General features: G+C 56.9%; 22 protein-coding genes and 1 tRNA gene. 10 read left to right on the top strand and 13 right to left on the bottom strand.

The genetic code is table 11. The features are described 5' to 3' along the window. The first annotated feature begins 172 nt into the window (after window positions 1-172). Entirely contained in the window at window positions 173-2,263 is a 2,091-nt protein-coding gene (locus MKI83_RS06290; RefSeq protein ID WP_241584092.1) for a molybdopterin oxidoreductase family protein, read from the top strand. Between the two features lie 184 nt (window positions 2,264-2,447). Here the strand turns inward: MKI83_RS06290 and MKI83_RS06285 are convergent, their stop codons facing one another. The 7 genes from MKI83_RS06285 to dapA all read right to left on the bottom strand — a co-directional run bounded on the left by MKI83_RS06285 (window position 2,448) and on the right by dapA (window position 7,273). After that, window positions 2,448-2,876, bottom strand: coding sequence for a hypothetical protein (locus MKI83_RS06285; RefSeq protein WP_241584090.1), 429 nt, complete (start codon window positions 2,874-2,876; stop codon window positions 2,448-2,450). A 77-nt stretch (window positions 2,877-2,953) separates the two neighbouring features. Beyond that, the gene (locus MKI83_RS06280) at window positions 2,954-3,217 is read right to left on the bottom strand and encodes a hypothetical protein (RefSeq protein WP_241584088.1); all 264 of its coding nucleotides are present in this window, start codon (window positions 3,215-3,217) and stop codon (window positions 2,954-2,956) included. A gap of 50 nt (window positions 3,218-3,267) precedes the next feature. Then, entirely contained in the window at window positions 3,268-3,810 is a 543-nt protein-coding gene (locus MKI83_RS06275) for a hypothetical protein (protein ID WP_241584086.1), read from the bottom strand. A 496-nt stretch (window positions 3,811-4,306) separates the two neighbouring features. Continuing rightward, a tRNA-Ser gene (locus tag MKI83_RS06270) sits at window positions 4,307-4,396 on the bottom strand. Window positions 4,397-4,464: 68 nt separating this feature from the next. Beyond that, complete coding sequence (gene purC / locus MKI83_RS06265) at window positions 4,465-5,175, bottom strand: phosphoribosylaminoimidazolesuccinocarboxamide synthase (protein WP_241584084.1); 711 nt, start codon at window positions 5,173-5,175, stop codon at window positions 4,465-4,467. 105 nt (window positions 5,176-5,280) lie between these two features. Beyond that, window positions 5,281-6,369 carry an NlpB/DapX family lipoprotein gene (gene bamC / locus MKI83_RS06260; protein ID WP_241584082.1) on the bottom strand — a complete coding sequence of 363 codons (1,089 nt, stop codon included), beginning with the start codon at window positions 6,367-6,369 and terminating at the stop codon, window positions 5,281-5,283. A gap of 22 nt (window positions 6,370-6,391) precedes the next feature. Next, window positions 6,392-7,273, bottom strand: coding sequence for a 4-hydroxy-tetrahydrodipicolinate synthase (dapA, locus tag MKI83_RS06255; protein ID WP_241584081.1), 882 nt, complete (start codon window positions 7,271-7,273; stop codon window positions 6,392-6,394). 158 nt (window positions 7,274-7,431) lie between these two features. Here dapA and MKI83_RS06250 point away from each other — a divergent pair, with 158 nt between their 5' ends. The 4 genes from MKI83_RS06250 to efp are packed head-to-tail and all read left to right on the top strand — an operon-like array spanning window position 7,432 to window position 10,228. Continuing rightward, complete coding sequence (locus MKI83_RS06250; RefSeq protein ID WP_241584079.1) at window positions 7,432-7,989, top strand: glycine cleavage system transcriptional repressor; 558 nt, start codon at window positions 7,432-7,434, stop codon at window positions 7,987-7,989. A 17-nt stretch (window positions 7,990-8,006) separates the two neighbouring features. Beyond that, window positions 8,007-8,480: a peroxiredoxin gene (locus tag MKI83_RS06245; RefSeq protein WP_241584077.1), complete on the top strand. Its 474-nt coding sequence runs from the start codon at window positions 8,007-8,009 to the stop codon at window positions 8,478-8,480. Then, the gene (gene earP / locus MKI83_RS06240) at window positions 8,480-9,622 is read left to right on the top strand and encodes an elongation factor P maturation arginine rhamnosyltransferase EarP (protein ID WP_241584075.1); all 1,143 of its coding nucleotides are present in this window, start codon (window positions 8,480-8,482) and stop codon (window positions 9,620-9,622) included. The genes MKI83_RS06245 and earP overlap by 1 nt, the downstream gene beginning before the upstream one ends. 39 nt (window positions 9,623-9,661) lie before the next feature. Continuing rightward, complete coding sequence (gene efp / locus MKI83_RS06235; RefSeq protein WP_241584073.1) at window positions 9,662-10,228, top strand: elongation factor P; 567 nt, start codon at window positions 9,662-9,664, stop codon at window positions 10,226-10,228. Between the two features lie 128 nt (window positions 10,229-10,356). On the opposite strand, the gene glpD is transcribed toward efp, so the two are convergent. Next, window positions 10,357-11,886 (bottom strand): glycerol-3-phosphate dehydrogenase, encoded by a 1,530-nt coding sequence (gene glpD, locus MKI83_RS06230; protein WP_241584071.1) that lies wholly within the window; start codon window positions 11,884-11,886, stop codon window positions 10,357-10,359. Window positions 11,887-12,225: 339 nt separating this feature from the next. Next, window positions 12,226-12,981, bottom strand: coding sequence for a DeoR/GlpR family DNA-binding transcription regulator (locus tag MKI83_RS06225; RefSeq protein WP_241584070.1), 756 nt, complete (start codon window positions 12,979-12,981; stop codon window positions 12,226-12,228). Window positions 12,982-13,064: 83 nt separating this feature from the next. Between MKI83_RS06225 and ybaK the strand changes: the two genes are divergently transcribed. Both ybaK and glpK read left to right on the top strand, forming a co-directional pair. Beyond that, window positions 13,065-13,535, top strand: coding sequence for a Cys-tRNA(Pro) deacylase (gene ybaK, locus MKI83_RS06220; protein ID WP_241584069.1), 471 nt, complete (start codon window positions 13,065-13,067; stop codon window positions 13,533-13,535). Window positions 13,536-13,589: 54 nt separating this feature from the next. Next, window positions 13,590-15,077, top strand: coding sequence for a glycerol kinase GlpK (gene glpK / locus MKI83_RS06215; protein WP_241584068.1), 1,488 nt, complete (start codon window positions 13,590-13,592; stop codon window positions 15,075-15,077). Window positions 15,078-15,192: 115 nt separating this feature from the next. On the opposite strand, the gene MKI83_RS06210 is transcribed toward glpK, so the two are convergent. Continuing rightward, window positions 15,193-16,041 carry a type IV pili methyl-accepting chemotaxis transducer N-terminal domain-containing protein gene (locus tag MKI83_RS06210; RefSeq protein WP_241584067.1) on the bottom strand — a complete coding sequence of 283 codons (849 nt, stop codon included), beginning with the start codon at window positions 16,039-16,041 and terminating at the stop codon, window positions 15,193-15,195. Window positions 16,042-16,132: 91 nt separating this feature from the next. Then, on the bottom strand, window positions 16,133-17,371 hold the full coding sequence (locus MKI83_RS06205) for an alginate export family protein (RefSeq protein ID WP_241584066.1): 1,239 nt from the start codon (window positions 17,369-17,371) through the stop codon (window positions 16,133-16,135). Window positions 17,372-17,676: 305 nt separating this feature from the next. On the opposite strand from MKI83_RS06205, the gene MKI83_RS06200 reads away from it, so the two are divergent. Beyond that, complete coding sequence (locus MKI83_RS06200; RefSeq protein ID WP_241584065.1) at window positions 17,677-18,480, top strand: PhzF family phenazine biosynthesis protein; 804 nt, start codon at window positions 17,677-17,679, stop codon at window positions 18,478-18,480. Between the two features lie 56 nt (window positions 18,481-18,536). Here the strand turns inward: MKI83_RS06200 and MKI83_RS06195 are convergent, their stop codons facing one another. Both MKI83_RS06195 and plsB read right to left on the bottom strand, forming a co-directional pair. Beyond that, window positions 18,537-19,241: a DUF4197 domain-containing protein gene (locus MKI83_RS06195; protein ID WP_370867359.1), complete on the bottom strand. Its 705-nt coding sequence runs from the start codon at window positions 19,239-19,241 to the stop codon at window positions 18,537-18,539. A gap of 53 nt (window positions 19,242-19,294) precedes the next feature. Further along, complete coding sequence (plsB, locus tag MKI83_RS06190) at window positions 19,295-21,778, bottom strand: glycerol-3-phosphate 1-O-acyltransferase PlsB (RefSeq protein WP_241584064.1); 2,484 nt, start codon at window positions 21,776-21,778, stop codon at window positions 19,295-19,297. A gap of 274 nt (window positions 21,779-22,052) precedes the next feature. Between plsB and MKI83_RS06185 the strand changes: the two genes are divergently transcribed. Both MKI83_RS06185 and MKI83_RS06180 read left to right on the top strand, forming a co-directional pair. After that, window positions 22,053-22,976 carry an ABC transporter ATP-binding protein gene (locus tag MKI83_RS06185; RefSeq protein WP_241584062.1) on the top strand — a complete coding sequence of 308 codons (924 nt, stop codon included), beginning with the start codon at window positions 22,053-22,055 and terminating at the stop codon, window positions 22,974-22,976. After that, the gene (locus MKI83_RS06180) at window positions 22,973-23,707 is read left to right on the top strand and encodes an ABC transporter permease subunit (RefSeq protein ID WP_241584060.1); all 735 of its coding nucleotides are present in this window, start codon (window positions 22,973-22,975) and stop codon (window positions 23,705-23,707) included. The genes MKI83_RS06185 and MKI83_RS06180 overlap by 4 nt, the downstream gene beginning before the upstream one ends. The last annotated feature ends 7 nt before the right edge of the window (window positions 23,708-23,714 follow it).

The raw sequence follows: 23,714 nt of genomic DNA, 5'->3' as shown, positions 1-23,714 counted from the left end.
AGCAAACCTAAAGTCCCTGCAAATCAGCGTGTTATTGCCACGGTTAATGCAGCGCCATCGCCGGCAGTCGGTTTGCTTGGCGGGGCTAAGGCGAACACCTAGAGTGGGGGCATAAGAAGTAAGGCCATAAAAAGGCTTTATCGCCCAATAAGCACAATAAGAGGCAGCCCTGATGACTCAGCGTCAAACACACTTTCGTGCATGCAACCTGTGCGAGGCGATTTGTGGCCTCGCGATTGAAACCGATGGCGAGCAGATCGTCAGTATTCGTGGTGATAAACAAGACCCGTTCAGTCGCGGGCATATCTGCCCTAAAGCGGTAGCCTTGCAGGATTTGCAGGAAGACCCCGATCGTTTGCGTCAGCCGCTGCGCAAGGTGGATGGTCAGTGGCAGAGCATCAGTTGGGACGAGGCCTTTGCTTACGCGGCCGAGCGTTTACACAGTATTGCCAGCGTGCATGGCGGAAACAGTGTCGCGGTGTATGCCGGCAATCCCAGCGTGCACAACTACGGCCTGATGACCCACGCCAGCTACTTCTACAAGCAACTACAAACGCGCAGCCGCTATTCGGCGACCTCGGTTGACCAATTGCCTCATCACTTAGTCAGCCACCTGATGTACGGCCACCAAATGCTGATTCCGGTGCCGGATATTGATCGTTGCGACTTTATGCTGGTGCTGGGCGGCAACCCGTTGGCCTCCAATGGCAGCATCATGACGGTGCCCGATGTGGAGAAGCGCCTTAAAGCGGTGAAGTCGCGCGGTCGCCTAGTGGTGGTGGACCCGCGCCGCAGTGAAACCGCCGAGTTAGCCGATCAACATGTGTTTATTCGTCCCGGTGAAGATGCCGCCTTTTTGCTGGTGTTTTTGCGCACCTTGCTCGATGAGTCGTTAACCACGCCCAGCGCCGTGCCATTTGCTGAGTTGTCCGCTGTTAAAGCGGCGTTGGCCCCGTTTGATCTGGCCGCGCAGGCGCAGCGTTGTGGCGTGGCTCTAGACACGATTCAGACGCTGGCGCGCGAGTTTGCCGCGACGCCGCGTGCGGCATGCTATGGCCGCATGGGGGTGTCCACTCAGGTGTTTGGCAGCCTCAGTCAATGGCTGATCCAGTTGATTAACTTGGTGGCCGGTAAGCTCGATGCCGAAGGTGGCATGATGTTTAGCGAGCCTGCGATGGACTTACTGCACAGCATGAGCCCCGGCAACTTTGCCCGTTGGCACAGCCGTGTGTCGCAGCTGCCGGAGTTCGCCGGTGAGTTGCCAGTGGCGGCGCTGGCTGAAGAAATGCTCACGCCGGGGGAGGGGCAGATTCGGGCGCTGATTACTCAAGCGGGCAATCCTGTGCTCTCTACCCCCAATGGCCGCCAGTTAGATCGTGCGCTGGAAGGCTTAGAGTTCATGCTCAGCATCGACTTTTATCTCAACGAAACCACGCGCCATGCCGACTTGATCCTGCCGCCCACCTCGGCGCTCGAGCATGATCACTACGACATGAGCTTTAACATGCTCGCGGTGCGTAACGTCACCCGTTACAACGCGCCGGTCTTTGCCAAGCCGGCCGGCAGTCTACATGACTGGGAAATCTTCATGGGGCTGGCCAAGGCTTACGCTGAACGCGCAGGTCACAAAGCGCCGACCGCGATTGAGCCGGCGCAGATGGTCGATATGGCGATCCGCATGGGTGCCTATGGTGATAAGAGCTCGCACAAACTGACGTTAAAGGCATTGCAAGAGCAGCCGCACGGCATTGACCTTGGCCCGCTCAAGCCTTGTCTGGCGGCGCGCTTACAAACGAGCAATAAGCAGGTAGAAACCGCGCCAGCGTTACTGCTGCAAGAGTTGCAGCGCTTTGCGCACAGCAAAGCACCTGAGGGCTTGTTGCTGATTGGTCGCCGGCATGTGCGCAGCAATAACTCGTGGATGCACAACTACCACCGCTTGATCAAAGGTAAACCGCGCCACCAGCTGCTGATGCACCCTGACGACCTCGCCCCACGTGGCCTGGTCGATGGTCAGCGCGTACGTGTCAGCACGCGTGTAGGCGCTGTCGATGTGGTGGTGCAGGCCAGCGATGAAGTCATGCCCGGCGTGGTCAGCTTGCCCCACGGTTTTGGCCATCAACGCGAGGGCGTCCGCATGAGCAAAGCCAGCGAACTCGTGGGCGTGAGCGCCAATGACCTCACCGATGAACAGTTAATCGATCGCCTCTCCGGCAATACCGCACTTAACGGCGTGCCGGTAGAAGTGCAGGCGTGTGCCTAGGGATTAACGCGGACTCTTTGCGGCTAGAAGCCTCTGAAGCTTAAGCGCTTCAGAGGCTTCAATAGGCGGCGATGGCAACTGCCAGGTGAATACCATCTCCATATACTCTTAGCGATCCAGTCCATGGCAAACTGCTTGTTGTATGTGACCAGCCCGTAGCAGTCCCTTGTTACGCGATGTTAGATCAAACTAACTTTGTTCCCAAGCGGTAGTCATTTGGTGACAACCTTTTTTGATTATGAAACCGGTTCTTATATTCTGTCACATTCCATTGCCATGCTTCTTGTAAAGAATAGTTCTTGTCGTACAGTAGCCAGATTAAAATATCCCAATCGTAGTTTTTTGCCTTTGGTACAAGCGTAACTTTGCTACCGGGTTTGCCGCTTGGTCTGTTGGCTTTAATTTGGTAGCGGATGTTGTTGAAGGTAAAGTCTTGGCCTTTAGATACTGCAGTTTGATTTTGCATGTATTCTGAATATTCAGTTTCTGACATTCCAATAATTATCGCAGCATCAAACTCTGATATTGCTGTTGTGATTTGCGGCGCCACACCAAATTTTTCTTGCCACTCTAGGGCAACTCTAGTCAGTTTGTTTCTCAACGTGTCACTCATTTCCTACGCCTCACGATTAAGCGAAGGGACGGGCTTTAGGTCGTCGCAGCGAACGAAGTGAGCAGCTTGTATGTGTTTTAACTCCATTTGCCTTTGCCGTCTTCTGGGCCAATTAGCGAGTTGATGCCATCAGCCAAAATTGTTTTTTTTGCCTCTATAAGCGCGGCGGAATCATTTTGGAATGTGTCGTCCCAAACTGTTGAGTTGTTGAATTCATCGACCACTTCGAGAACCCATGCAGTTTCACCTTCAAGGCGGTAAATTTCGACGCTAACAGTCCGGCCACCGCTCGAAATTCGTTGTGATAATGGTGAGGTCTCTAGTGTCGGTTCATCGTTCATATTGATTTCTGCGATTGTTGACGATTGACAATTTTAAATACCCATAGCGATCAAGGTGAAGGGCGCGAGCCGCTTTGCGGCGAAGCATCCTTCTCGATCAAAGTGTTAGCCGCGAATTTTTCGGTAGGCTTGATGAACTCACGAACGGTCACAAGTGTTCTTTTGACAAGAAAGGCTTTTGCGGAAAGATAAAAGAACCGTAAGGCAAAACCGGCGAACAGGATTGCTATAAGGAATGCGATTAGGTCTGCACTCGAAGGGGTGGCAACGACATCGTAGGCTCTGACTGGAAACATGATGGAGAAATAGAGGTTCACTAAGGCGATGCCAAACAGTTTGCCGGGGCTATCGCAAGCCAGAGATCCATCAGCGCAGTTAACACAGCCCAAGAAACTGTCAGAGCTCCAATTGTTCGGTATTTCTAGAAGTGCGATCACTGTCATACCTTGCTCGACTTTCGGGCTTCCGGGAACGGTGACATCGAAATGTCGTTTGCGATTTGACTCGAACCCGAAACTGGTCTGAGTGAGGAGGCCTGTGCCGCTCGGTGCGGCAGGAAGCAAGCGCTCAAAGGTCGTCTTCTGGAGCAGCATAGCGAGTTGCGCCTAAGCTAACAGGCCGCTAAAAGCGCAGCTTTTGGCGGTCCAGCGAACGAAGTGAGCGGCGTTGAGCGCATTGTTAGGATGTGAATTTGTACAGGCCACACCCAAACGAAAAGGCGATTCACACCGAAGCGGACGATGCCCTAAGTAGTTATTCGCGACTCGATTCATGCTGTCAAAACCGTTCATTGCTTAGCGCAAATAATCCGCCGGCGAACCTGCAGACGGCACCGCGTGGTCAGAACAAAATACCAAAGTTAACGGTAAAGCAACGCGCAGAAAAGTGGCGTGTAGCTGCGTTGTGGCTGAGTGCTATATGACCACGACTCAATCTGTAGCTCTAAGGGGCATCAAGAGCGACTCTATGTCGCGTACATTCGTTACGTCAATGCAGGGGGATTCTCCCATGATTACGCCAAATTAGCCTGTGCAAAGAAAAAGGGCCTAGTAGTGGTTTCTACTAAGCCCTTGATCTTTAAGCTAAATATGGCGGAGAGATAGGGATTTGAACCCTAGGTACGGTTTCCCGTACAACGGATTTCGAATCCGTCCCGTTCGGCCACTCCGGCACCTCTCCGTGGGCGCGCATCATAACAGCTCTGGCGGGGTGTGACACCCTGCCAGGCTGATGATTTTAAAGCTTTTTTACAGCACTACGCCGATGCGCTTGGCGACTTCTTCGTAGGACTCGATAACATCGCCAAGGCCTTGGCGGAAGCGGTCTTTATCCATCTTCTTGCGGGTTTCTTTGTCCCACAGACGGCAGCCGTCGGGTGAGAACTCATCGCCGAGGACGATGTCGCCGTGGAATACGCCAAATTCGAGCTTGAAGTCGACCAGTAGCAGGCCGGCGGCGTCGAACAGCTGGCTCAATACTTGGTTGACCTTTAACGACAGCTCTTTCATGCGCGCCAATTGCTCTGGGGTAGCCCAGCCGAAGGCTTGCACGTGCGATTCGTTGATGAAGGGGTCGCCTAGAGCGTCGTCTTTGAGGAATAGCTCGAAGGTTGAGGGCTTCAGCTCAAGGCCTTCTTCCAAGCCTAGACGGCGCACCAAGGAGCCCGCGGCGAAGTTACGTACCACGCACTCAACGGGGATCATTTTCAGCTTTTTGACCAAGCACTCGTTGTCAGAGAGCAGGGCGTCGAACTGGGTCGGTACGCCGGCTTCTTCAAGCTTTTGCATGATGAAAGCGTTGAATTTGTTGTTAACCATGCCCTTGCGGTCTAGCTGTTCGACTTTTTTGCCGTCAAAAGCAGAGGTGTCGTTACGGAACAGCAATACCAAGCGGTCGGCATCATCGGTGGTGTACACGGACTTGGCTTTGCCGCGGTACAGCTCGTCACGTTTTTCCATGGGGGGTCTCCACAGGGCGGTTAATGGGCAAGGGCCAGACGCTGATAGTCTAGCCCTTGCTTTTACTGGTTAAAGTGGCGCGCGACCTGTGGCGCGCCACGGGGTTTAATACAGGTATTCTTGGATGCGTTGCAGCACTTCACGCGAGACGTCGACCGGCGCGGCGGTTTCGATGCTCTTTTCCAGGTTGATCTGGATTCGCTCGCCGTACTGCGTCAAGCGCAGTTGGTAGCGCTCGCCTGGGGTGTTCTCGTCGTATTTTTCATCGGAGGAGAACATGCCGCTGAACCAGCCTTTTTTCTCTTCGGCTTTCTTGCGGGAGCCTTCGGCAATGTTGATGTAGTAAATGCCTTGCGTGCGGTTGAGGTCGTCGACGCGGATGTCGGCTTCTTCCAAGGCACGACCAACGCTGGACCACGCGCGGTTGAAGTCGCTATCAAGGTTCAGCAAAGGCATGCCGTTGCCGTCTTCGCTGTAGTTGACGCGACCAGGGCTGTCGAAGAATTGACCGCTAGGCTGCTGATTGCCGGCCAACAGCGACACGGAGCCGCCGCGCTCTTCATTGCGCGCCAGGGCTAGCATCAGCTCATCTAGCAGGGCGCCTTCAAGGCTGGCGCTGCTGGGAGCTGCGGTGACGTGGATTTCGCTGGTGTTGCGCTGCACGCCGGGCTCAATGCGCACGGCAAGGTGCTGGGTCGGCGAGAGGTTTTGTACGCGGCTTTGCAGGCGGCTTTGCAGTGCGCTGTTCAGCTGGCTTAGTTCAACCCAGCTGGCGTCAAGCTCGCCGGTTTGTGGGCGTTCGCGGGTTAGGTTGAAGCCGTTGTCATCAAAGAATTGACGTGTGGCGGGCCACAGCTCGCTCGGCAAGCGTTGGGCAATCACCCAGCGGCGCTCGCCTTGCTTTTGCAGGCTGAACTCACTGCTGTTTTCTTTGATGCGCATGGCGGTGGGGCGCGGTACTTCGTATTCGCCGGGCTTGGTGGTCGGCAGCGAGACGTTGCTGGGGATGGCCAGCAGCGGATCGAGCGGGCGTGTTTCTTGGCCGGCCGGTACTTGCATCGGTGCGACCACGCGGTCTTTTAGGTAGTCATCGCTACGATCGCGGAAATAGCCTTTCTCACCGTAGATCCAGCCGCAGCCGGAAGCGCCGGCGATGGCAAGGGTGAGTACTGACAGCTTGGCAAGGTGTTTCATTGATTCCCCCAAATCCTTTTTATTAGGCGATGACGCCGGTTTGACGCAGCGCTTGGCGCACCGGTTCTTGGCAGCGCGGGCTGAGCCAGGTCAGCGGCAAACGAATCCCTTCCTGAATCAAGCCCATTTCGTGCAGTGCGAACTTGGCTGGGATCGGATTGGCTTCGATAAATAGATTTTTATGCAGCGGCATCATTTGATCGTTGAGTGCGCGGGCCTTATCGGCATCGCCGGCTAATGCCGCGGCGCACATTTCGCTCATCAAACGCGGTGTGATGTTGGCGGTGACGGAAATATTGCCTTTGCCACCCATCAGGATCAGCTCGACCGCGGTTGGATCATCGCCAGAGTAGACGGCGAAATCTTTGGGCAGGCGCTCGAGCATTTCTTTGCCGCGCTCCAGATTGCCGGTGGCATCTTTGATGGCGACGATATTGCTGATCTTGGCCAGGCGCTCGACGGTCTCAGGCAGCATGTCGCAGGCGGTGCGGCCTGGCACGTTGTAGAGAATCTGCGGAATGGCGACCGCTTCGGCGATGGCGCGGTGGTGCAGGTACAAGCCCTCTTGCGTGGGCTTGTTGTAATACGGGGTGACCAAGAGGGCGGCGTCTGCGCCAACTTCTTTGGCCGCTTGGGTCCACTCGATGGCCTCACGGGTGCAGTTGGCACCGGTGCCGGCGATCACGGGGATGCGTCCAGCCACTTGCTGCACGATGCGGCGAATCACATCGATGTGCTCGCTGTCGAAGTCCAGCGTGGCGGATTCGCCTGTGGTGCCAACAGCGACGATGGCGTTGGTGCCTTCCTGCAGGTGGAAGTCCACCAGTTTGTGCAGGGCGTCCAAATCCAGACGACCTTGTGCATCCATGGGTGTGACCAGCGCCACCATACTGCCGCAAATCATGCGAACCACTCCTGCGGGGTGTATAAACGAAAGGCGTAATGGTACTGGCCAACAAAGGCTGCCGACAAGCGCGGACTGGGCGTGGTGTGTTTCCTAGGCCTATGCTTTTGGGTACCCTTGCCCACCGTTTTTCGATGTCTTGAGCGAATCTGCCCCCTATGAGCCAAGAAACACCCCGCGAGCAACAGCTGTTAATCACCGTCCTAGGGGATGATCCTCGCAGCATGGCCAGCGAATTGTGCCGCTTATGTTTAGAGGCGCGCTGCTCGATTAGCGCCTCGCGCTTGAGCCGCCATTCGCAAGCCGGTGCCTTGGTGGTGCAGGCCTCCGGCAGCTGGGATGCCTTGGCGCGCCTTGAGGGCAGCCTCGCGCCGCTGGGTAAGCGTTTGGGTTGGCAGGTCAGTGTGTTACGCACGCCGGTCAATAGCCCGCGCAGCACAGGCTTGCCCTATGTGGTGTACGCCAATGCGGCGTACCGCGCCGATATCCTCAATGAGTTGTGCCAGTTTTTTGCGGTGCACAACATTGAGCTGGAAGCGATGACCTGCGACACCTACCAAGCGCCGCACAGTGCCACCTTGCTGATGACGGCCACGCTGACGGTGAACTTGCCGCAAGGCATTCAGATCAGCTGGCTGCGTGAGCAATTTTTGGATTTTGCTGATTCGCTTAACTTGGATGCGATTATCGAGCCGTGGCGCCCGACCCACGGTTAAACCGTTAAGGAGGCCACATGAGCGTAACACTCGACCACGTTGTTCCTGCTTTTACCGCTGAAGCGACCAGTGCGCAGTCCGTGGATAGCGCCGCGCTGCACGGTAAGCAGGTAGTGATTTATTTTTATCCCAAAGACAACACCCCAGGCTGCACCACGCAAGGCCAAGACTTTCGTGACCACAGTGAGGCTTTTGCTGCGGCCAATACGCTGATTTTTGGCGTGTCGAAAGACAGCTTGCGTACGCATGAGAATTTTAAAGCCAAGCATACTTTTCCTTTCGAGTTGATCAGTGACCCTGAAGAAACGCTGTGCCGCGTGTTTGATGTGATCAAGCTGAAAAAACTGTACGGCCGTGAATACGAAGGCATTGAGCGCAGCACCTTTTTGCTCGATGCCAAGGGCGTACTGCGCCATGAGTGGCGCAAAGTCAAAGTCAAAGGCCATGTCGAAGAGGTGTTAGCGGCCGCACAGGCGCTTGCACAAGCGTGATGAGTGCGCCGGCCAGCGCGCGCTGGGATATTTTTTGCGCGGTGGTGGATAACTACGGCGATATCGGCGTGACGTGGCGTTTGGCGCGTCAGTTAGTGGTGGAGCATGGGCAGCAGGTGCGCTTGTGGGTCGATGATTTGGCCGCGTTGGCGCACCTGTTGCCTGCGGCCGATGCTTCGCTGGCGGTGCAGTCGCTTGGTGGGGTGCTGGTCTGTCGTTGGGATGCGCAGGTCGAGCAAGTGCAGCCGGCTGATGTGGTGATTGAGGCTTTCGCCTGCAATCTACCCGAGAGCTATTGCGCCACTATGCGGCAAGCTGCGACGACACAAGGGCAGCGTGCGCCACTGTGGCTAAATCTGGAATACCTCAGTGCCGAGGCGTGGGTAGCCGACTGCCACGGCTTGGCATCGCCGCAGCAGGGCTTATCTAAGTATTTTTTCTTTCCAGGCTTCACACCGGCTACTGGCGGCCTGTTGCGCGAGGCCAGTGTGTTGCCCGAGCAAGCGGCTTTCGAGCGGCAGGCGTTTTTACAAACGCTGGGCGTGCCTTGGTGTGCAGACGCTTGTTACGTGTCTTTATTTGCTTATGCCGGTGCGCCGTTGGCGTCATTGCTGCAAGCGTGGCAAGTCTCACCGCAAGCGGTGGTCGCGTTGCTGCCGGCCGGTCGCTTGTTGGCGCCGGCCGCACAGGCGCTCGGCTTGGCGAGTTTGTCTGTCGGGGATGTTGTGCAGCGCGGTGCGCTGACGTTGGTGGTGCTGCCGTTTTTGCCGCAGGACAGCTACGACCAGCTGCTGTGGAGTTGTGATTTCAACGCGGTGCGAGGCGAGGACTCTTTTGTGCGAGCGCAATGGGCTCCAGCGCCGTTGCTGTGGCACATCTACCCGCAAGAAGAAGACGCGCACCTCGACAAATTAGAGGCTTTTTTGGCCTGGTATCTTGAGTCGGCGGATGTAAACACGCGGGCATGCTTGCTGGCCGCTCATCGCCAATGGAATGCCCATGCCGATATGCGTGATAATTGGCCTGAGCTGCTTAAGTGCTTGCCGGCATTGAAAAAAAACCACTTGGCGTGGCGCGAGCGGTTGCTTGCGCAAGAGGATCTTGCGTTAAAGTTGGTGCAATTTTACGCCGCTTGGTTATAGTGCCCGGCTTTCCACCTTTTTATTGATCGGAAACACCGTATGAAAACCGCACAAGAGTTCCGTGCTGGCCAAGTGGCCTTGATCGATGGCAGCCCATGGGTAATCCAGAAGGCTGAATTTAACAAGTCTGGCCGTAACTCGGCTGTTGTTAAAATGAAACTGAAGAGCCTGCTCGATGGCCGCGCCACTGAGACGGTCTACAAGGCTGACGACAAGCTGGAGCCGGTAATCCTTGAGCGTAAGGACGTGACCTACTCCTACTTTGCTGATCCGATGTTTGTATTCATGGATCCTGAGTTCAACCAGTACGAAGTCGAAAAAGAAGACTTGGGTGACGTGGCGAACTTTATCGAAGACGGCATGCAAGACGTCTGCGAAGCCGTGTTCTACAACGATGCGGTGATCTCCATCGAGCTGCCGACCACCATCGTGCGTAAAGTGGCTTATACCGAGCCGGCTGCGCGTGGCGATACTTCTGGCAAGGTGATGAAGCTGGCTAAGCTGTCTAGCGGCTTCGAGCTGCAGGTTGCTGCGTTCATCGAGAACGACGAGTTGATCGAAATCGACACCCGCACCAACGAGTACAAGGGTCGCGCCAAGGGCTAAAGTCCTCGCGTCGCTATCCACTGAACCCCGACCTTGTGTCGGGGTTTGTGTTTTTAGCAGGTTTAAAAATAAAAAAATCCCGCCGGTGGTAAGCCGGCGGGAGCAGAAAGAGCCTGACGAGTGACCAATCAGGCCGCGTTGGAGTGGGTATTGGCTTGTTCCAAGTAATGCACCAGTGCCAGTTGCTGCGGGCGTGTCATGGATAGACCCAGCTTGGTGCGTCGCCACAGGATGTCTTCAGCGCTGACGGCCCATTCGGCCTGGCGCAAGTAGTCCACTTCGCGGGTGTACAGCCCCGCACCGATGTGCTGCCCCAAATCGTCGAGGCTGTTGGCGCCGTCGAGCCATTGCCAAGCCCGACTGCCGTAGGTGGTTGCCCAGCGGTGGGCAAGGCTGGGTGTCAGCCACGGGAAGCGCTGTTGCAGTTGCTGGCTGAGGGCTTCGGCGTTGCTCATGTCTTCGCCGCCGGGTAGCGGGGCGTCGGCGGTCCAGTCGCTGCGCTGATGGGGGAAGAAGCGTTGCAGCTGGCTCATGGCGCTTTCCGCCAAACGCCGGTAAGTGGTGAGCTTGCCGCCAAACACCGATAGCAGCGGGGCTTCACCGGGATTGGCTTGCAATGACAAGGTGTAGTCGCGGGTGATGGCTGACGGCTCGTCTGATTCGTCGTCACACAGTGGCCGCACGCCGGCAAAGGTTGTTAGCACATCTTCGCGTGACAGCTGTTGTTTGAAGTGCGCGTTGGTGATCTGCAGCAAGTAGCTGATTTCATCTTCACTGATAGCCACTTCAGCAGGGTTGCCACGGTATTCCACATCGGTGGTGCCGATCATGCTGAAGCGATCAAGATAAGGAATAACGAAGACAATGCGCTGGTCTTCGTTCTGCATGATGTAGGCCTTCTCGGTGCCTTCAAGGCGCGGCACGATGATGTGGCTGCCCTTGATCAGGCGGATGCCGTACGGCGAGCGCTGTTGCAAATCTTCGCCAATAAAGCGCGCTACCCAAGGGCCGGCGGCGTTGACCAAGGCGCGGGCAAAAACACGTTGGCTTTGGCCGTTTTCACTATTGAGCGTGGCTTTCCACAGGCCTTTCTCACGCTTGGCGCCGGTGCAGCGAGTACGGGTGCGAATATCGGCGCCCAGTTCGCGTGCTTGCATGGCGTTGAGGACGACCAAGCGGGCGTCATCGACCCAGCAGTCGGAGTATTCAAACGCCCGGGTCATCTCAGGCTTAAGCGGGTTGTCACTGTTTAAGCGCAAGCCATTGGAGCCGCCCAGTTGTTTGCGCTTGCCCAGATGGTCGTACAGGAACAAGCCTGCACGAATCATCCACGCCGGCCTTAGATGCGGGCGGTGCGGCAGGATAAAGCGCATTGGCTTGACGATGTGGGGGGCTTTGGCGAGCAGCACTTCACGCTCGGCCAACGCTTCGCGTACTAAGCGAAACTCGTAGTGCTCCAAGTAACGCAGACCGCCGTGGATCAGCTTGCTGCTGGCCGAGGAGGTGTGTTGTGCCAGGTCATGTTGTTCGCACAACAGAACCTTCAAGCCTCGGCCGGCGGCATCGGCAGCAATCCCGACACCATTGATGCCGCCGCCAACAACCAACAGGTCATAGATAGGGGTTTCATCGCTAGGGAGTGGGGCTTGATTGGCCATGCTGGGCTCGTCCTGGCTATTTATAATAAAAAGGTGAGGTTGTTTTCGTTTGCGAAAATATACTAGCGCAAAAGATACAAAAAAGAACACCTGTTGTGACTTTTCTTTGCTTTGGGCGATAAGTGGTGGCATTTGATGCGTGAGGCGAGCGGCGGAGCGCTGAAGGCGTAGTGCTGCTAGAGGCGAACACAAAGTGGGAAAGCGGCGGAGAAGGGTTGGGAAAGTTGCGAGCAAGGTGCGAGCAAGCTGCGAGAAAGCTACGGGCGACTGGCTGAAGAGAGGCTGAAGAGAGGCGCGCGCTCAGCGATCTGAGCGTGCGCGCCGCCGCTGATGTGGCGGTTAAACCAAGTGCAGGGGGATTTTGTGCTGCTTGAGCAGTTGGCTGATGGTTTTGCTGGGTTGGGCGTCGGTGTACAAGGCATCAACAATGTTCAGCGCACCAAGACGCACCACGGCGTTGCGGCCAAACTTGCTGGAGTCGGCGGCGAGTAAGACCTGCCGCGCGTTATCAATAATGGCTTGCGATACGCGCACTTCTTGGTAGTCAAAGTCCAGCAGGCTGCCATCATCATCAATGCCGCTAATGCCGACCAGGGCAAAGTCAGCTCGAAACTGACGGATAAAATCTTCGGTGGGCTGACCGACGACACCGCCGTCAGCGCGCACGGTGCCCCCTGCGACAAGTACCTCAAAGTCACTGTTGCCGCTTAACAGGCTGGCGACATGCAGGTTGTTGGTGATCACTTTCAGCCCTTTGTGATTGAGCAGGGCGCGGGCGATGGCTTCGGTGGTGGTGCCGATATTGATAAACAACGAGGCATGATTAGGGATTTCGGCGGCAATGGCTTCGGCAATGCGGCGCTTTTCTTCCCGCATTTGTGTGGCGCGCATGGCGTAAGCGGTGTTTTGCGTGCTCGAGTCGCTGGCTGCGCCGCCGTGAAAGCGCCGCAGCAGGCCTTTTTCCGCCAGTTGGTTAATGTCGCGGCGAATGGTTTGCGGAGTCACAGCAAAGGCTTGCACCAGCTCGTCGATACTGACGTAGCCGCGATCACGAACTTGTTCAAGAATGTCGCGTTGGCGTGGGGCGAGGTGCATAGGGTCTCCGCATCAGGTCTTGCCCAGGGGCGGGCGGGTCAGTAAGCTGCCTGCGATTTTCGCAAACGAACATGGGGGCGTCCATGACACCGGCCCTAAAGCTACTTGAGAAACAGCGTATTGCCCACCGGGCTCTGCCGTATGCGCATGATCCTAATGCGCCCTCTTACGGATTAGAAGCGGCGCAAAAACTTAATCTACCGGTTGAGCAGGTGTTTAAGACCTTGCTCGCCGAAGCCGATGGTGAGCTGTTAGTGGCGGTGGTGCCGGTTAGCGGGAGCTTGGACTTAAAAGCCTTGGCTCACGCGGCCGGTGCAAAAAAAGTCCAAATGGCCAATCCGCAGCAGGCAGAGAAGGTAACCGGTTATCGTGTTGGTGGCATCAGTCCATTGGGGCAGAAAAAACGTCTGCGCACCTTCATCGATAGCAGCGCGCAAGCCATGACGCAGATGTACGTCAGCGCAGGCAAGCGTGGGCTTGATGTGGAGCTAGCCCCACAAGCGTTACAGCAGTTATGCCAAGCAAGCTGGGCGGCGATTGGCCGCAACGATTAATCTTAGCTGTGTATACGCCAGCCAAAACAACAACAAACTTCACCGGAGAGCGGTATGGGTCATTATCTGTTAGCCATCGATCAGGGCACGACATCCAGTCGCGCCATTGTGTTCAGTCCACAAGGTTTGCCAGTGGCGCGGGCACAACAAGAGTTCAAGCAGTACTTCCCGCAAGACGGTTGGGTTGAGCACGATGGCGAAGATATTTGGCTAACTACTCTCAAAGTGTGTCGCGAGGCCATCGCTAGCGCCGGCATTGCCGCCAGCGATGTGGCCGCGATTGGCATCACCAACCAGCGTGAAACCACCGTGGTGTGGGATGCCGCCAACGGCAAGCTGATTCATCCGGCGATTGTTTGGCAAGACCGCCGCACGGCCGATTACTGCGCTGAGCTGAAAGCCGCCGGTCATGAAGCGGCGGTGAGCGATAAGACTGGCCTGTTGATCGACCCATATTTTTCCGCCACCAAGCTGCGCTGGATTCTGAATAACGTGCCGGGTGCGCGAACGCGTGCCGAGCAAGGCGAGCTGCGCTTTGGCACCATCGACAGCTTCCTGCTGTGGCGTTTAACCGGCGGTAAATCGCACAAGACCGACGCCACCAATGCTTCACGCACCTTGCTGTTCAACATCCACCAGCAGTGCTGGGATGAGGATTTGCTCAAATTGTTTGAGATCCCTGCCAGCTTGCTGCCGCAGGTAGAAGATTGCGCGGCGGATTTTGGGGTCTGCCAAGCGGACATGCTCGGTGCCGAGATTCCGGTGTTGGGTATGGCTGGCGATCAGCAAGCTGCATTGCTGGGGCAAGCTTGTTTTGCCCCGGGCATGGTTAAAAGCACCTACGGCACCGGCTGCTTTATGGTGATGAATACCGGCGCTGAGCCGATTCGCTCGCAAAATCGCCTGTTGACCACCGTGGGGTATCGCCTAAACGGGCAAGTGACCTACGCCGTGGAAGGCAGCATTTTTGTCGCCGGTGCGGCGGTGCAGTGGCTGCGCGATGGCATTCAGCTGATCAGTCATGCGCGTGATACCGAAGCCTTGGCTGAGGCCACCGGTGAAGGTTGTGGTGTGTATTTGGTGCCGGCCTTCACCGGCTTAGGAGCACCGTATTGGGACCCGAAAGCGCGTGGCGCCATTTTTGGTCTGACCCGTGATACCGGCATCAAAGAGATTGTCACCGCAGGCTTACAGTCGGTGTGCTACCAAACCCGCGATTTGCTGGAGGCGATGAACGCCGATGGCGGCACCGCCCCCAGCGCCTTGCGCGTGGATGGCGGTATGGTGGAGAACAACTGGGTCATGCAATTCTTGACCGATATTTTGGGCGTGACGGTACAGCGGCCGACGGTGACAGAAACCACCGCGTTGGGGGTGGCGTACTTGGCCGGTTTGCAGGCCGGCATTTACCAGAGCCTTGAGCAAATCAGTACGCAATGGCACTGCCAGCGCAGCTTTACCCCACAACTGGCAGACTCCCGCCGCGATACCTTGTACGCCGGCTGGCAAGATGCGGTACGTCGTGTGCGTAGCGACCATTAACCGCTAGCCCATAGCCCGCAACCCATAGCCGGCAGCCTATAGACAACAACAGGTAGTCAGCAACAGATAGCCAGCGCCCAAGAGCCCGCTTTTATGCGGGCTCTTGGCAAGGGGCTTAGGTCCCGCTGGCCATTGCGTGTTCATACAGGCCAGTGATCTCATGCATTTTCTTTAGCAGCTGCTCGCTGGTGGTAAAAATCACCACGGGCACGTAGCGCTGCTCGTCTGAAAGGCGAAAGCCGGCTTGAGAGAAGCGCCACTGCATGGCGACTTTGTGCAGCTTTGCGTTGATTTGCGGGGTGTTTTCATGGGCCGCTTGCAGTTGGCTCAGGGCCTTATCGAATTCGCTCACCGCTTGTTGAAACTGCACGCGCAGTGGGTCGTCATTCAGTCGCCAGCTGAGGGCCAGATACAGCTTGGCAATGCGTTGGCTCAGCATGCGTTGGCGGCCCGATATATTGATCAGCACGGCGCTGTGACTGTTGGCGTGCTGTTCGATCAGACCGACCACGTGTTCGCACGCACTTAACAATTCATCACTGCGCCCGAGCAAGCTGAGCGCGTGTTTTTTGCTCGGGGTTTGTAAGGCCTGCTCACGGTACGGATGCCAAATGGTGCGCACTTGGTTAAGCGCGTGCTGTATCTCTGCGCTGGGGGCGTAGCTATCGAGCTGCTCAAGATTGCTGTCGAACAGTGCGAGCGCATCGTCGAGTTGCGTTTGCGCCACCTCAGGGCGAACGTCTTGGCCCAGCATCAAATAGGCTTTGGCAATGCGCTGGCTCAGCATGCGCTGCAAACCAGAGACGTTGACCGCCTCGGCATCATTAAGCTGTGCCTGTGCGCTCGGTGAACACAGTAACAGCGGGCACATTAAGCCAACGCCCAGTAGCCAATGGCAGAGGGTGGCCATTGGGTGTGTGCGGCGAGTGGGGCTGGGACTGGAGCTGGGGCTGGGACAGTTCATGGCGGCTCCTTGCCAGACAAGCTAATCGGTCAGGTTGTTTGTCCAAGGGCTGCCCTGCACCGCTTCAGACAGTGCAGGGCAGGGTTGGCGCTTAGAGGGTGTATTGCAGTTGTAGCCACAGCTTTTGCGTGTCTACGCCAAAATCATCGGCATCGTAGTGGGCGTACTTCACCAAGGCGCTCATGCCTTTGACCCAAGGCACTGCGTGGCCGTAGGCAATATCGAACTCTTCACCGTAATGGCTAGAGCCCGTCTCGGCACGAAAGTCGTGGTACCACGCCTGCAGGTTGCCACCCAATAGCGGCATGCTGCCGCCAAAGTAAGCGTCTTTAACCCCGGCTTGCGGTGTGGCTAAGAACACGTCTGCCCAGCCTTGAAACATATGTTTGGTTGCCAGCGGGGTTTGAAACGCGCCTTGGCTGCTGTCCTTGTCCCCTTCGAGTACTTCGTAACCGCCTTTGAGGGTGAGATTGTTCAACGCCTTAAAGCTGTAAGCCCCTTCGAGCAGGTAATAGTCGGCGTCGATATCTTTGGGGTTGCCGGCGTATTCGCTTTGGCTGGCGTATTCGGCGGTATAGCTGAAGTCAGCCAGCGTGCCGGTTAGGCGCAAGCCGCTGGTGGCGCTGGATTGCGTTTTGTTGGCCAGATTGTCTAGCCCTAACAGGTAACGGTAACCGGTGACCGTTAACGCGGGGGCGACCACGTATTGCGCGTTGATCAAGTGACTGTGGCCTTCAATATTGGCGGGGTTGCCGACAAAACCATGTTGGCCGTCGGGGCCAAAAATGGTGTTGACCTGATCGATGTAGCCGTAGGTTAGGGTGAGTCCGTCGATGGGCTTAATCTGCGCCAGGGCGCCGTCATAGGTTTGCTCGTTTTGCCGCCAAGCCACACCGCCGACAAAGCGTTGATTGTCGAGATTGATCCGCTGACGGCCTGCCGCTGCATAACCCTGCGCAAAGTCATAACGCACTAAGGCCTGATTGATTTCGCTGCCATCAGGGTCGGCGACCACGGAATACTGGCCTTGCTGGTTGCGGGTGTCGTTGTAGCTTTGATCGCCAATGCGGCTAACGTTGTCTGCTTCGACCAAGGTTGACAGGCCGTACCATTGCCCCGATTGCAGCGTGATGCGGGTGCGTAAGGTTTGCGCGTTGGCATTGTTCAGGGCGTTATCTTGGTCGACGTGTTCATAGCGGTAGCGTGCGTCGAGGCCAACTTTACCTTCGCTCCAGAGCTGACTCAGGCTCTGGGCGTGGGCATTGGCGCTGAGCGCCGCACTTAAAGCAGAGAGGGTAAAAACAGCAGTCGCGAGTGTGCGATGTGACATGGCGTGTCTCCTTGCGGATGGTTATAAAACCGTGGCCTGCGCACCGAGCCTCAAGGGCTCGTGCAGACGAAAAAGGTGGCAGACACGCCGTTGTGCTGACCGTGCTGTGGGTTTTGCAGAGGCTGTGCCAATGTGGCGTTTTGCCCCGTTTTTTGCGGGTTTTAGCGTTAGATCGGCAGGTATTGGTGATTGTTCGTGAGTGACTGTGCGCCTGTTTTGCGCGTGGTCTGTAACTGTGCGTTAACTTTTGGTGCAGTTAAGGTGGTTGGGCGCAGGCTAGCGCTTAGTACTTTAAGGAGAACAACGTGGCACTGAATTTTTATCAAGTGGATGCTTTTACTGATCAGCCGTTTGCCGGCAACCCGGCGATGGTTTATCGCCTCAGTCACTGGTTGCCAGACGCGCAGATGCAGGCCATTGCGGCCGAGCACAACTTGGCGGAAACCGTGTTCGTTGGCCCTGACAGTAGCGGCGACTCGCCAAGCGGCCTGCGCATACGCTGGTTCACCCCTGCGATTGAGGTCGACCTGTGCGGGCATGCCACGTTGGCGGCGGCCAAGATATTAAGCGACGTCTACGGGCTTGAATTGCCGCTGCACTTTGCCAGCCTGTCGGGTGAGCTGCGGGTGCAGCGCGACGGACAAGGGCGCTTGCAACTGGACTTCCCCGTGCAGCCTTGTGCACCGTTGGCGGTGAGCGCTGAGATGCGCCAAGCGCTGGGTGTCCCCGTGTTAGAGGCGGTGGCGGGGCTTAATCTGCTGCTGCGCGTAGAAAGCGAAGCCGCGTTAAGGGCCTGCACGCCTGATTTGCGGGCGATTAAGCAATGGCCCTATCAAGGCGTGATCGTGACGGCAGAAGGTAAAGCGTGTGACTTTGTCTCGCGCTACTTTGCCCCGCAAGCGGGGATTGATGAAGACCCCGTCACCGGTTCGGCGCATTGTGCGCTGATGCCGTTTTGGGTGGAACGCTTAGGTAAAACCACGCTGACAGCGCAGCAGCTGTCGCGCCGTGGCGGCGATTTATGCTGTGAGCTGGTCAATGGTCGCGTGCTGATTGCCGGTGAGGCGCAGATTGTCGCCAAGGGTGAGCTGCTGGTGACACTGGCTTAACGCAGGCGCTTAGGCGTAAAAGCGGGGAGCTGGCGGATGCGGGCTCCCCGTGAGGCTTACAGCAGTTCGAAGACTTTTTTCGCCAAGCTGCCTGCGGCTTCGGCAGGGTTTTGACGAATCTTTTGCTCTTCGGCGCCGATCAGGGTGAACAAACCATCCAGCGCTTGTTCGGTGACATAGCTTTCTAAGTTAGCGCTTTGGGCGTCAATCACGCCAAAGCTGGCCGCTTGACCGGCAAAGGTGTTGTATTGCTGGGCGAGGCCGACTTGATCCGTGGCTTGCTTAACAATGGGCAAAAAGCGGCTGCGCAGTTGCTCGCGGCTAGAGCGGTTGAGGTATTCAGTGCCGGCGGTGTTGCCGCCGGTGAGAATGCCCTTGGCGTCGCTAACGCTCATGTTTTTTACCGCATCAATCAGTAATTGACGGGCTTGCGGTACGGCGGCCTCGGCAGCACGGTTCATGCTCAGCTCCAAGGCCGATACTTCGCTGCCCATGCCGAAGGTTTTCATCATCTTGGCGGCCTTGCCTAAATCGCTCGGCAGCTCGATGCGCACCTCAGGGTTGCCCATAAAGCCATCGGTTTTGCCGAGGCTGTCCACGGCCATTTCTGCGCCTTGGGTCAGTGCCGAGCGCAGTGCGCTGGTAGCGTCGCCTTGGCTGAGGTCACTCAGGCTTAAGGCCATCACCGAAACGCTGAAACTGGCAGCCGCCAGCAGGGTGGTTAGGCGCGGTAACCAGCGGGTGGGGAGTGACAGTGACATGGCGATCTCCTTGCAAAAGTGAAAGGCCGTTAGCGGCCGTCCTTCGAGTGTAGTCAAGCCGCAGGGGCCGCTGCGTGCGCTTGTTTGTTGGCTACTTGGCGAATCGATAAGCGCAGCTCCGCCGGCAGCACCCGTTTGGCGGCGCTTTCCACGGTGAGGCTGAGCTCATCATGGAAGGCCAACAAGCCATCGTCACCGGCGCGCACTACGCCTTGGGCGATCAGCGTGGCGATAAAGTGGCGGAACAATGACTTATCAAAAAACTCCGGCGCATTCAGGCCATGCAAGATAGATAAGCGCTGTGCCATCACGGTACACAGGGTTTCTAGCCCGGCAGCATCGAGGGTGTTTTGCCCGTGATTAACCAGTAAGGCAATGGCCATGTAGAAGCGCTGCAACGTCTGGCTGATGGCGCGAGACAACAGGTTGAGCAAGACATACTCGCGGCTACTGGCTTCTGGCGCTTGCAGCTGTTGGTCTTGCTGCAGGATCAGGCCTTGCTCGATTAAGGCGTCGAGCCATTGATCGATCACCGCATCCAGCTCATCCAATGACCAGCGAATAAATAGCTCGGCCTGCAAGAAGGGGTACAGCGCGCGCGTTAGGCGCTGAACTTCGGCGCGGCTGATGCTTTGCCCGCTTTGGAAAAAACTGGCCAGCAGCGCCGGCAAGGCGAGGGCATGCAGGATGTTGTTGCGGTAGTAGGTCAGCTGCACGGCGTTTTGCTCGTCGAGCAACAAGATATCGCCGAGCGCATCTTTTTGCCGCTCGATCAAATCCAGCCCCTCAACGTGGCTGATCAGCGCTTGGCCATCACCGGCTGGCAGGCTGGTGTGCGCCGAGTAACTCTGGCGGCGCAGCAGTCCTAAGTACAGATCCAGCAGCTGGCACAGCGAGGTTTCATCCAGCGCATGACGTGGCGTGGAGAGCAGCGCCAAGGCGACTAAGTTGACCGGATTGATCGCCGCTGCCGCGTTGATGCGCTGGGCAATGGTGCTGCCCAGTTGGTTGGTGGCGCTGTTTAGCCAGTCAGGGCGGAATTGTTCGCCATGGTCCTCATCGCGCCAACCTGGGCGCTGTTGGTCAAGGAACTCGCCCAAGTGAATCGGCTGGCCAAAGTTGACCGAAACACGGCCAAAGCGCTGCTTGAGCGCGCCGAGCACGCGGAAAATATCGAACACCGATTCTTTTTTCTTGCTCGCGCCGCGCAGCTCGCCCAAGTAGGTGCGGCCCTCCAGTACGCGTTCATAGCCGATGTACACCGGCACAAACACAATTGGCTTGCGTGATGAGCGCAAAAAGCTGCGCAGGGTAATGGCTAGCATGCCGGGGCGTGGCAGCAAGGTGCGGCCGGTGCGCGAGCGGCCACCTTCGACAAAGAACTCCACCGGGAAGCCGCGGCCGTACAGGGTGTGCAGGTATTCGTTGAAGATGGCGGTGTACAGGCGGTTGTCTTTAAAGCTGCGGCGCATAAAGAACGCCCCGCCGCGGCGCAGCAAGCTGCCGACCACCGGCATATTGAGGTTGATGCCGGCGGCAATGTGCGGTGGATTGAGGCCGCGGGTAAACAGCAAGTACGACAACAGCAGGTAATCGATGTGGCTGCGGTGGCAGGGCACGTAAATGATTTCGCTGCCTTGCGCGACTTGTTGCACTTCATCGAGGTTGTGTACGTCGATGCCGTCGTAAATCTTGTTCCAGAACCACTTCAGCACCACTTCTAAGAAGCGGATGGCGATGTAGGAGTAATCCGAAGCCACCTCGTTGGCGTAGCTGAGGGCGCGCTTTTCGGCTTTTTCGACGCTGATTTTTTCGCGGCTGGCTTCCTCGTTAATCACCTGACGGACCAGCGGTGAGTACAGCAGCCCCTTCACCAAGTTGCGACGGTGCGACAAGTCAGGGCCGATCACCGAGGTTTTGATGTTGTGAAAGTGCACGCGCAGCAGACGATGGGCCATGCGCACAGTGCGCTCGCGGTCTTTTTCGTGGGCGAGTAATTCGCTCACCCGCAGCGGGGTAGAGAACTGCACGCGGGTTTTACGGCCGAGAATAAAGATCGCCAACAGCTTGCGTAAGCGGCCGGTCACCGCCCAGCTGTCGGCAAAGATGAGTTTCCACGCGCTGGATTCGCTGCGTGGTGATTGCCCCCAAAATACGGTGACGGGGACGATTTGTGCGTCGCTGACCTGACCTTGCGCCACCGCATCGATCACGCGCTGCAGGCGCGGCGGCATATTGGGTTTGCGCTTGCGGCCAAACCAGCCAGGGCCTTGATCCAGCGTGAAGTAGCTGTGCGGCTCGCTGTCTTTGCCCAATGCCAGCGGCAAGATCGGCCGGGGTAGCTCGGCTTTGGCGCATTCAGCATCCATGACCGCTAAATCCGCCACTGCGGTCTGCTGCAGGACATAAATGATGGGCAGCGTGGGGTCGAGTTTTAAATCAAAGGCGCTTTGGTGGATGGTTTCTGAACGAACCCAAAGAAATAACCAGCGGCGTAAAGCACCAAAGGCAAGGCGGCGAAAGGGGGTACGGGTCATGGGAGTACAAATACCTGACGTCGGGGCTGCACAGCAGCCAGATAAAAGCGGACTTGTCGCTTGAGTGCGCGTAGTGTGCCGTAACTTGGGTGTGGCGGCAAAATCCGCTTACATTTTTGCTTTTGCCGCTAAGCGCCTGAAATTACAGGGCTTGGCGCAACTTTTTAGCGCCTTAACGGTCTTGAATTGCCGGTGCGGTGTTCCTTAGAGTACCGCAGCACAGATCCGACAGACGTGTTGTCCAGTCGGGCGCTCCATTGGGAAGTGGAAGGTCATGATAGAAATTCAACAACTGACAAAACGCTTTGCCGCGCACACCGCCGTAGATGCCTTGTCTTTCAAGGTTGCCGCCGGTGAAGTGCTCGGTTTTCTCGGGCCCAACGGGGCCGGTAAATCCACCACCATGAAGATGCTGACGGGCTTTTTAACCCCAAGCTCAGGCACCGCCAGTATTTGTGGTCACGATATTCAGCGCGACACCTTGGCCGCGCAGCGCCTGATTGGCTATCTGCCAGAAGGCGCGCCTTGCTATGGCGATATGACCGTCACGGGCTTTTTAAGCTTTATTGCCGAAGTGCGTGGTTTAAAGGGCGCCCTCAAGCGCCAAGCCGTGCAAACAGCGGTTGAGAAAGTGCAGTTAGAGGCGGTGTTAGAGCAGCGCATCGAGACCCTGTCGAAAGGCTTTAAACGCCGCGTGGGCTTGGCGCAGGCCATTTTGCACGACCCTAAAGTGCTGATTCTGGATGAGCCCACCGATGGCTTAGACCCGAATCAAAAGCATCAAGTGCGCAAGCTGATTCAAAGCTTGGCCAAAGACAAAATCGTTATTGTCTCCACCCATATCCTTGAAGAAGTCAGCGCGGTGTGTACCCGTGCGCTGATCATCGCCCAAGGTCGCGTGGTGGCAGATGGCACGCCGTACGAGCTGGAGCGTCAGTCCAAGTATCACCAAGCGGTGAGTTTGGTGCTGGAAAAACCCGTGGACAGCGCCGCACTCAACGCGCTACCCGGTGTAGCCGGGGTGGAAGTGAGTGCCGATGGCTTGCAATTAAGTGTGTTGGCTAAGGCCGATGCCGTGATTTTTCCCGCAGTGAATGCCTTGCTCGCCGAGCAACAGTGGCCGGTAGCGGAAATTAATGTGGAACGTGGACGCTTGGATGAAGTGTTCCGCCGTCTGACCGTGGGGGATGCGGCATGATGGGCTTGTCAGTAGTGTTTAAACGCGAGTTGGCGAGCTACTTCGCCACGCCTTTGGCGTACGTGTTTTTGGTGATCTTCTTAGTGTTGGCTGGGGTGTTCACCTTTTATCTGGGTGGTTTTTTTGAACGTGGCCAAGCGGATTTGCAGCCGTTCTTTAACTTTCACCCGTGGCTGTATTTGTTTTTGATTCCGGCCATTGGCATGCGTTTATGGTCGGAGGAGCGCAAAAGCGGCACCATCGAGCTGTTGATGACCTTGCCGATCAGCCGCAGCGCCAGTGTGCTGGGCAAGTTTCTAGCCGCGTGGGTGTTTGCCGGTTTGGCATTGTTGCTGACCTTCCCGATGGTGATCACCGTGAATTACCTCGGCGACCCCGATAACGGCGCAATTGTGACCGGCTACTTGGGCAGCTGGCTGCTGGCCGGCGGTTATTTGGCGATTGCTTCGTGCATGTCGGCACTGACCCGCAACCAAGTGATCGCCTTTATCTTGGCGGTGAGCACGTGCTTCTTGTTCGTGGTGAGCGGCTTTCCATTGGTGCTGGATGCCTTTAATGGCTGGGCGCCGCAGGGCTTGCTGGATGCGGTGGCATCCCTGTCGTTCCTGATCCGTTTTCAGGCTATCAGTCAGGGGGTGATCGATCTGCGCGATCTGCTGTATTTCCTCTCCCTGATCGCCGTGTGGCTAGCTGCGACGGCGGTCGTGGTTGATCTGAAGAAAGCTGACTAAGGAGCCT

The organism is Atopomonas sediminilitoris (genome assembly GCF_022601735.1).
GTDB classification, from domain to species: Bacteria; Pseudomonadota; Gammaproteobacteria; order Pseudomonadales; family Pseudomonadaceae; genus Atopomonas; species Atopomonas sediminilitoris.
Note: the sequence above shows the minus strand (reverse complement) of the source record. Positions and strands in the feature narration are given on the sequence as shown.

Bases quoted from the DNA above. Each gene is read 5' to 3' on its own strand.
- MKI83_RS06225 (WP_241584070.1), bottom strand. From the start codon at position 12,981: ATGCACCTCGCCCCACGCCAACGCGACATTCTTGAACAAGTTCGTGAT.
- efp (WP_241584073.1), top strand. From the start codon at position 9,662: ATGAAAACCGCACAAGAGTTCCGTGCTGGCCAAGTGGCCTTGATCGAT.
- bamC (WP_241584082.1), bottom strand. From the start codon at position 6,369: ATGAAACACCTTGCCAAGCTGTCAGTACTCACCCTTGCCATCGCCGGC.
- MKI83_RS06205 (WP_241584066.1), bottom strand. From the start codon at position 17,371: ATGTCACATCGCACACTCGCGACTGCTGTTTTTACCCTCTCTGCTTTA.
- MKI83_RS06245 (WP_241584077.1), top strand. From the start codon at position 8,007: ATGAGCGTAACACTCGACCACGTTGTTCCTGCTTTTACCGCTGAAGCG.
- MKI83_RS06180 (WP_241584060.1), top strand. From the start codon at position 22,973: ATGATGGGCTTGTCAGTAGTGTTTAAACGCGAGTTGGCGAGCTACTTC.
- MKI83_RS06185 (WP_241584062.1), top strand. From the start codon at position 22,053: ATGATAGAAATTCAACAACTGACAAAACGCTTTGCCGCGCACACCGCC.
- MKI83_RS06290 (WP_241584092.1), top strand. From the start codon at position 173: ATGACTCAGCGTCAAACACACTTTCGTGCATGCAACCTGTGCGAGGCG.
- MKI83_RS06195 (WP_370867359.1), bottom strand. From the start codon at position 19,241: ATGTCACTGTCACTCCCCACCCGCTGGTTACCGCGCCTAACCACCCTG.
- dapA (WP_241584081.1), bottom strand. From the start codon at position 7,273: ATGATTTGCGGCAGTATGGTGGCGCTGGTCACACCCATGGATGCACAA.
- MKI83_RS06285 (WP_241584090.1), bottom strand. From the start codon at position 2,876: ATGAGTGACACGTTGAGAAACAAACTGACTAGAGTTGCCCTAGAGTGG.
- MKI83_RS06210 (WP_241584067.1), bottom strand. From the start codon at position 16,041: ATGAACTGTCCCAGCCCCAGCTCCAGTCCCAGCCCCACTCGCCGCACA.
- MKI83_RS06280 (WP_241584088.1), bottom strand. From the start codon at position 3,217: ATGAACGATGAACCGACACTAGAGACCTCACCATTATCACAACGAATT.
- ybaK (WP_241584069.1), top strand. From the start codon at position 13,065: ATGACACCGGCCCTAAAGCTACTTGAGAAACAGCGTATTGCCCACCGG.
- MKI83_RS06275 (WP_241584086.1), bottom strand. From the start codon at position 3,810: ATGCTGCTCCAGAAGACGACCTTTGAGCGCTTGCTTCCTGCCGCACCG.
- purC (WP_241584084.1), bottom strand. From the start codon at position 5,175: ATGGAAAAACGTGACGAGCTGTACCGCGGCAAAGCCAAGTCCGTGTAC.
- glpK (WP_241584068.1), top strand. From the start codon at position 13,590: ATGGGTCATTATCTGTTAGCCATCGATCAGGGCACGACATCCAGTCGC.
- earP (WP_241584075.1), top strand. From the start codon at position 8,480: ATGAGTGCGCCGGCCAGCGCGCGCTGGGATATTTTTTGCGCGGTGGTG.
- MKI83_RS06250 (WP_241584079.1), top strand. From the start codon at position 7,432: ATGAGCCAAGAAACACCCCGCGAGCAACAGCTGTTAATCACCGTCCTA.
- glpD (WP_241584071.1), bottom strand. From the start codon at position 11,886: ATGGCCAATCAAGCCCCACTCCCTAGCGATGAAACCCCTATCTATGAC.
- plsB (WP_241584064.1), bottom strand. From the start codon at position 21,778: ATGACCCGTACCCCCTTTCGCCGCCTTGCCTTTGGTGCTTTACGCCGC.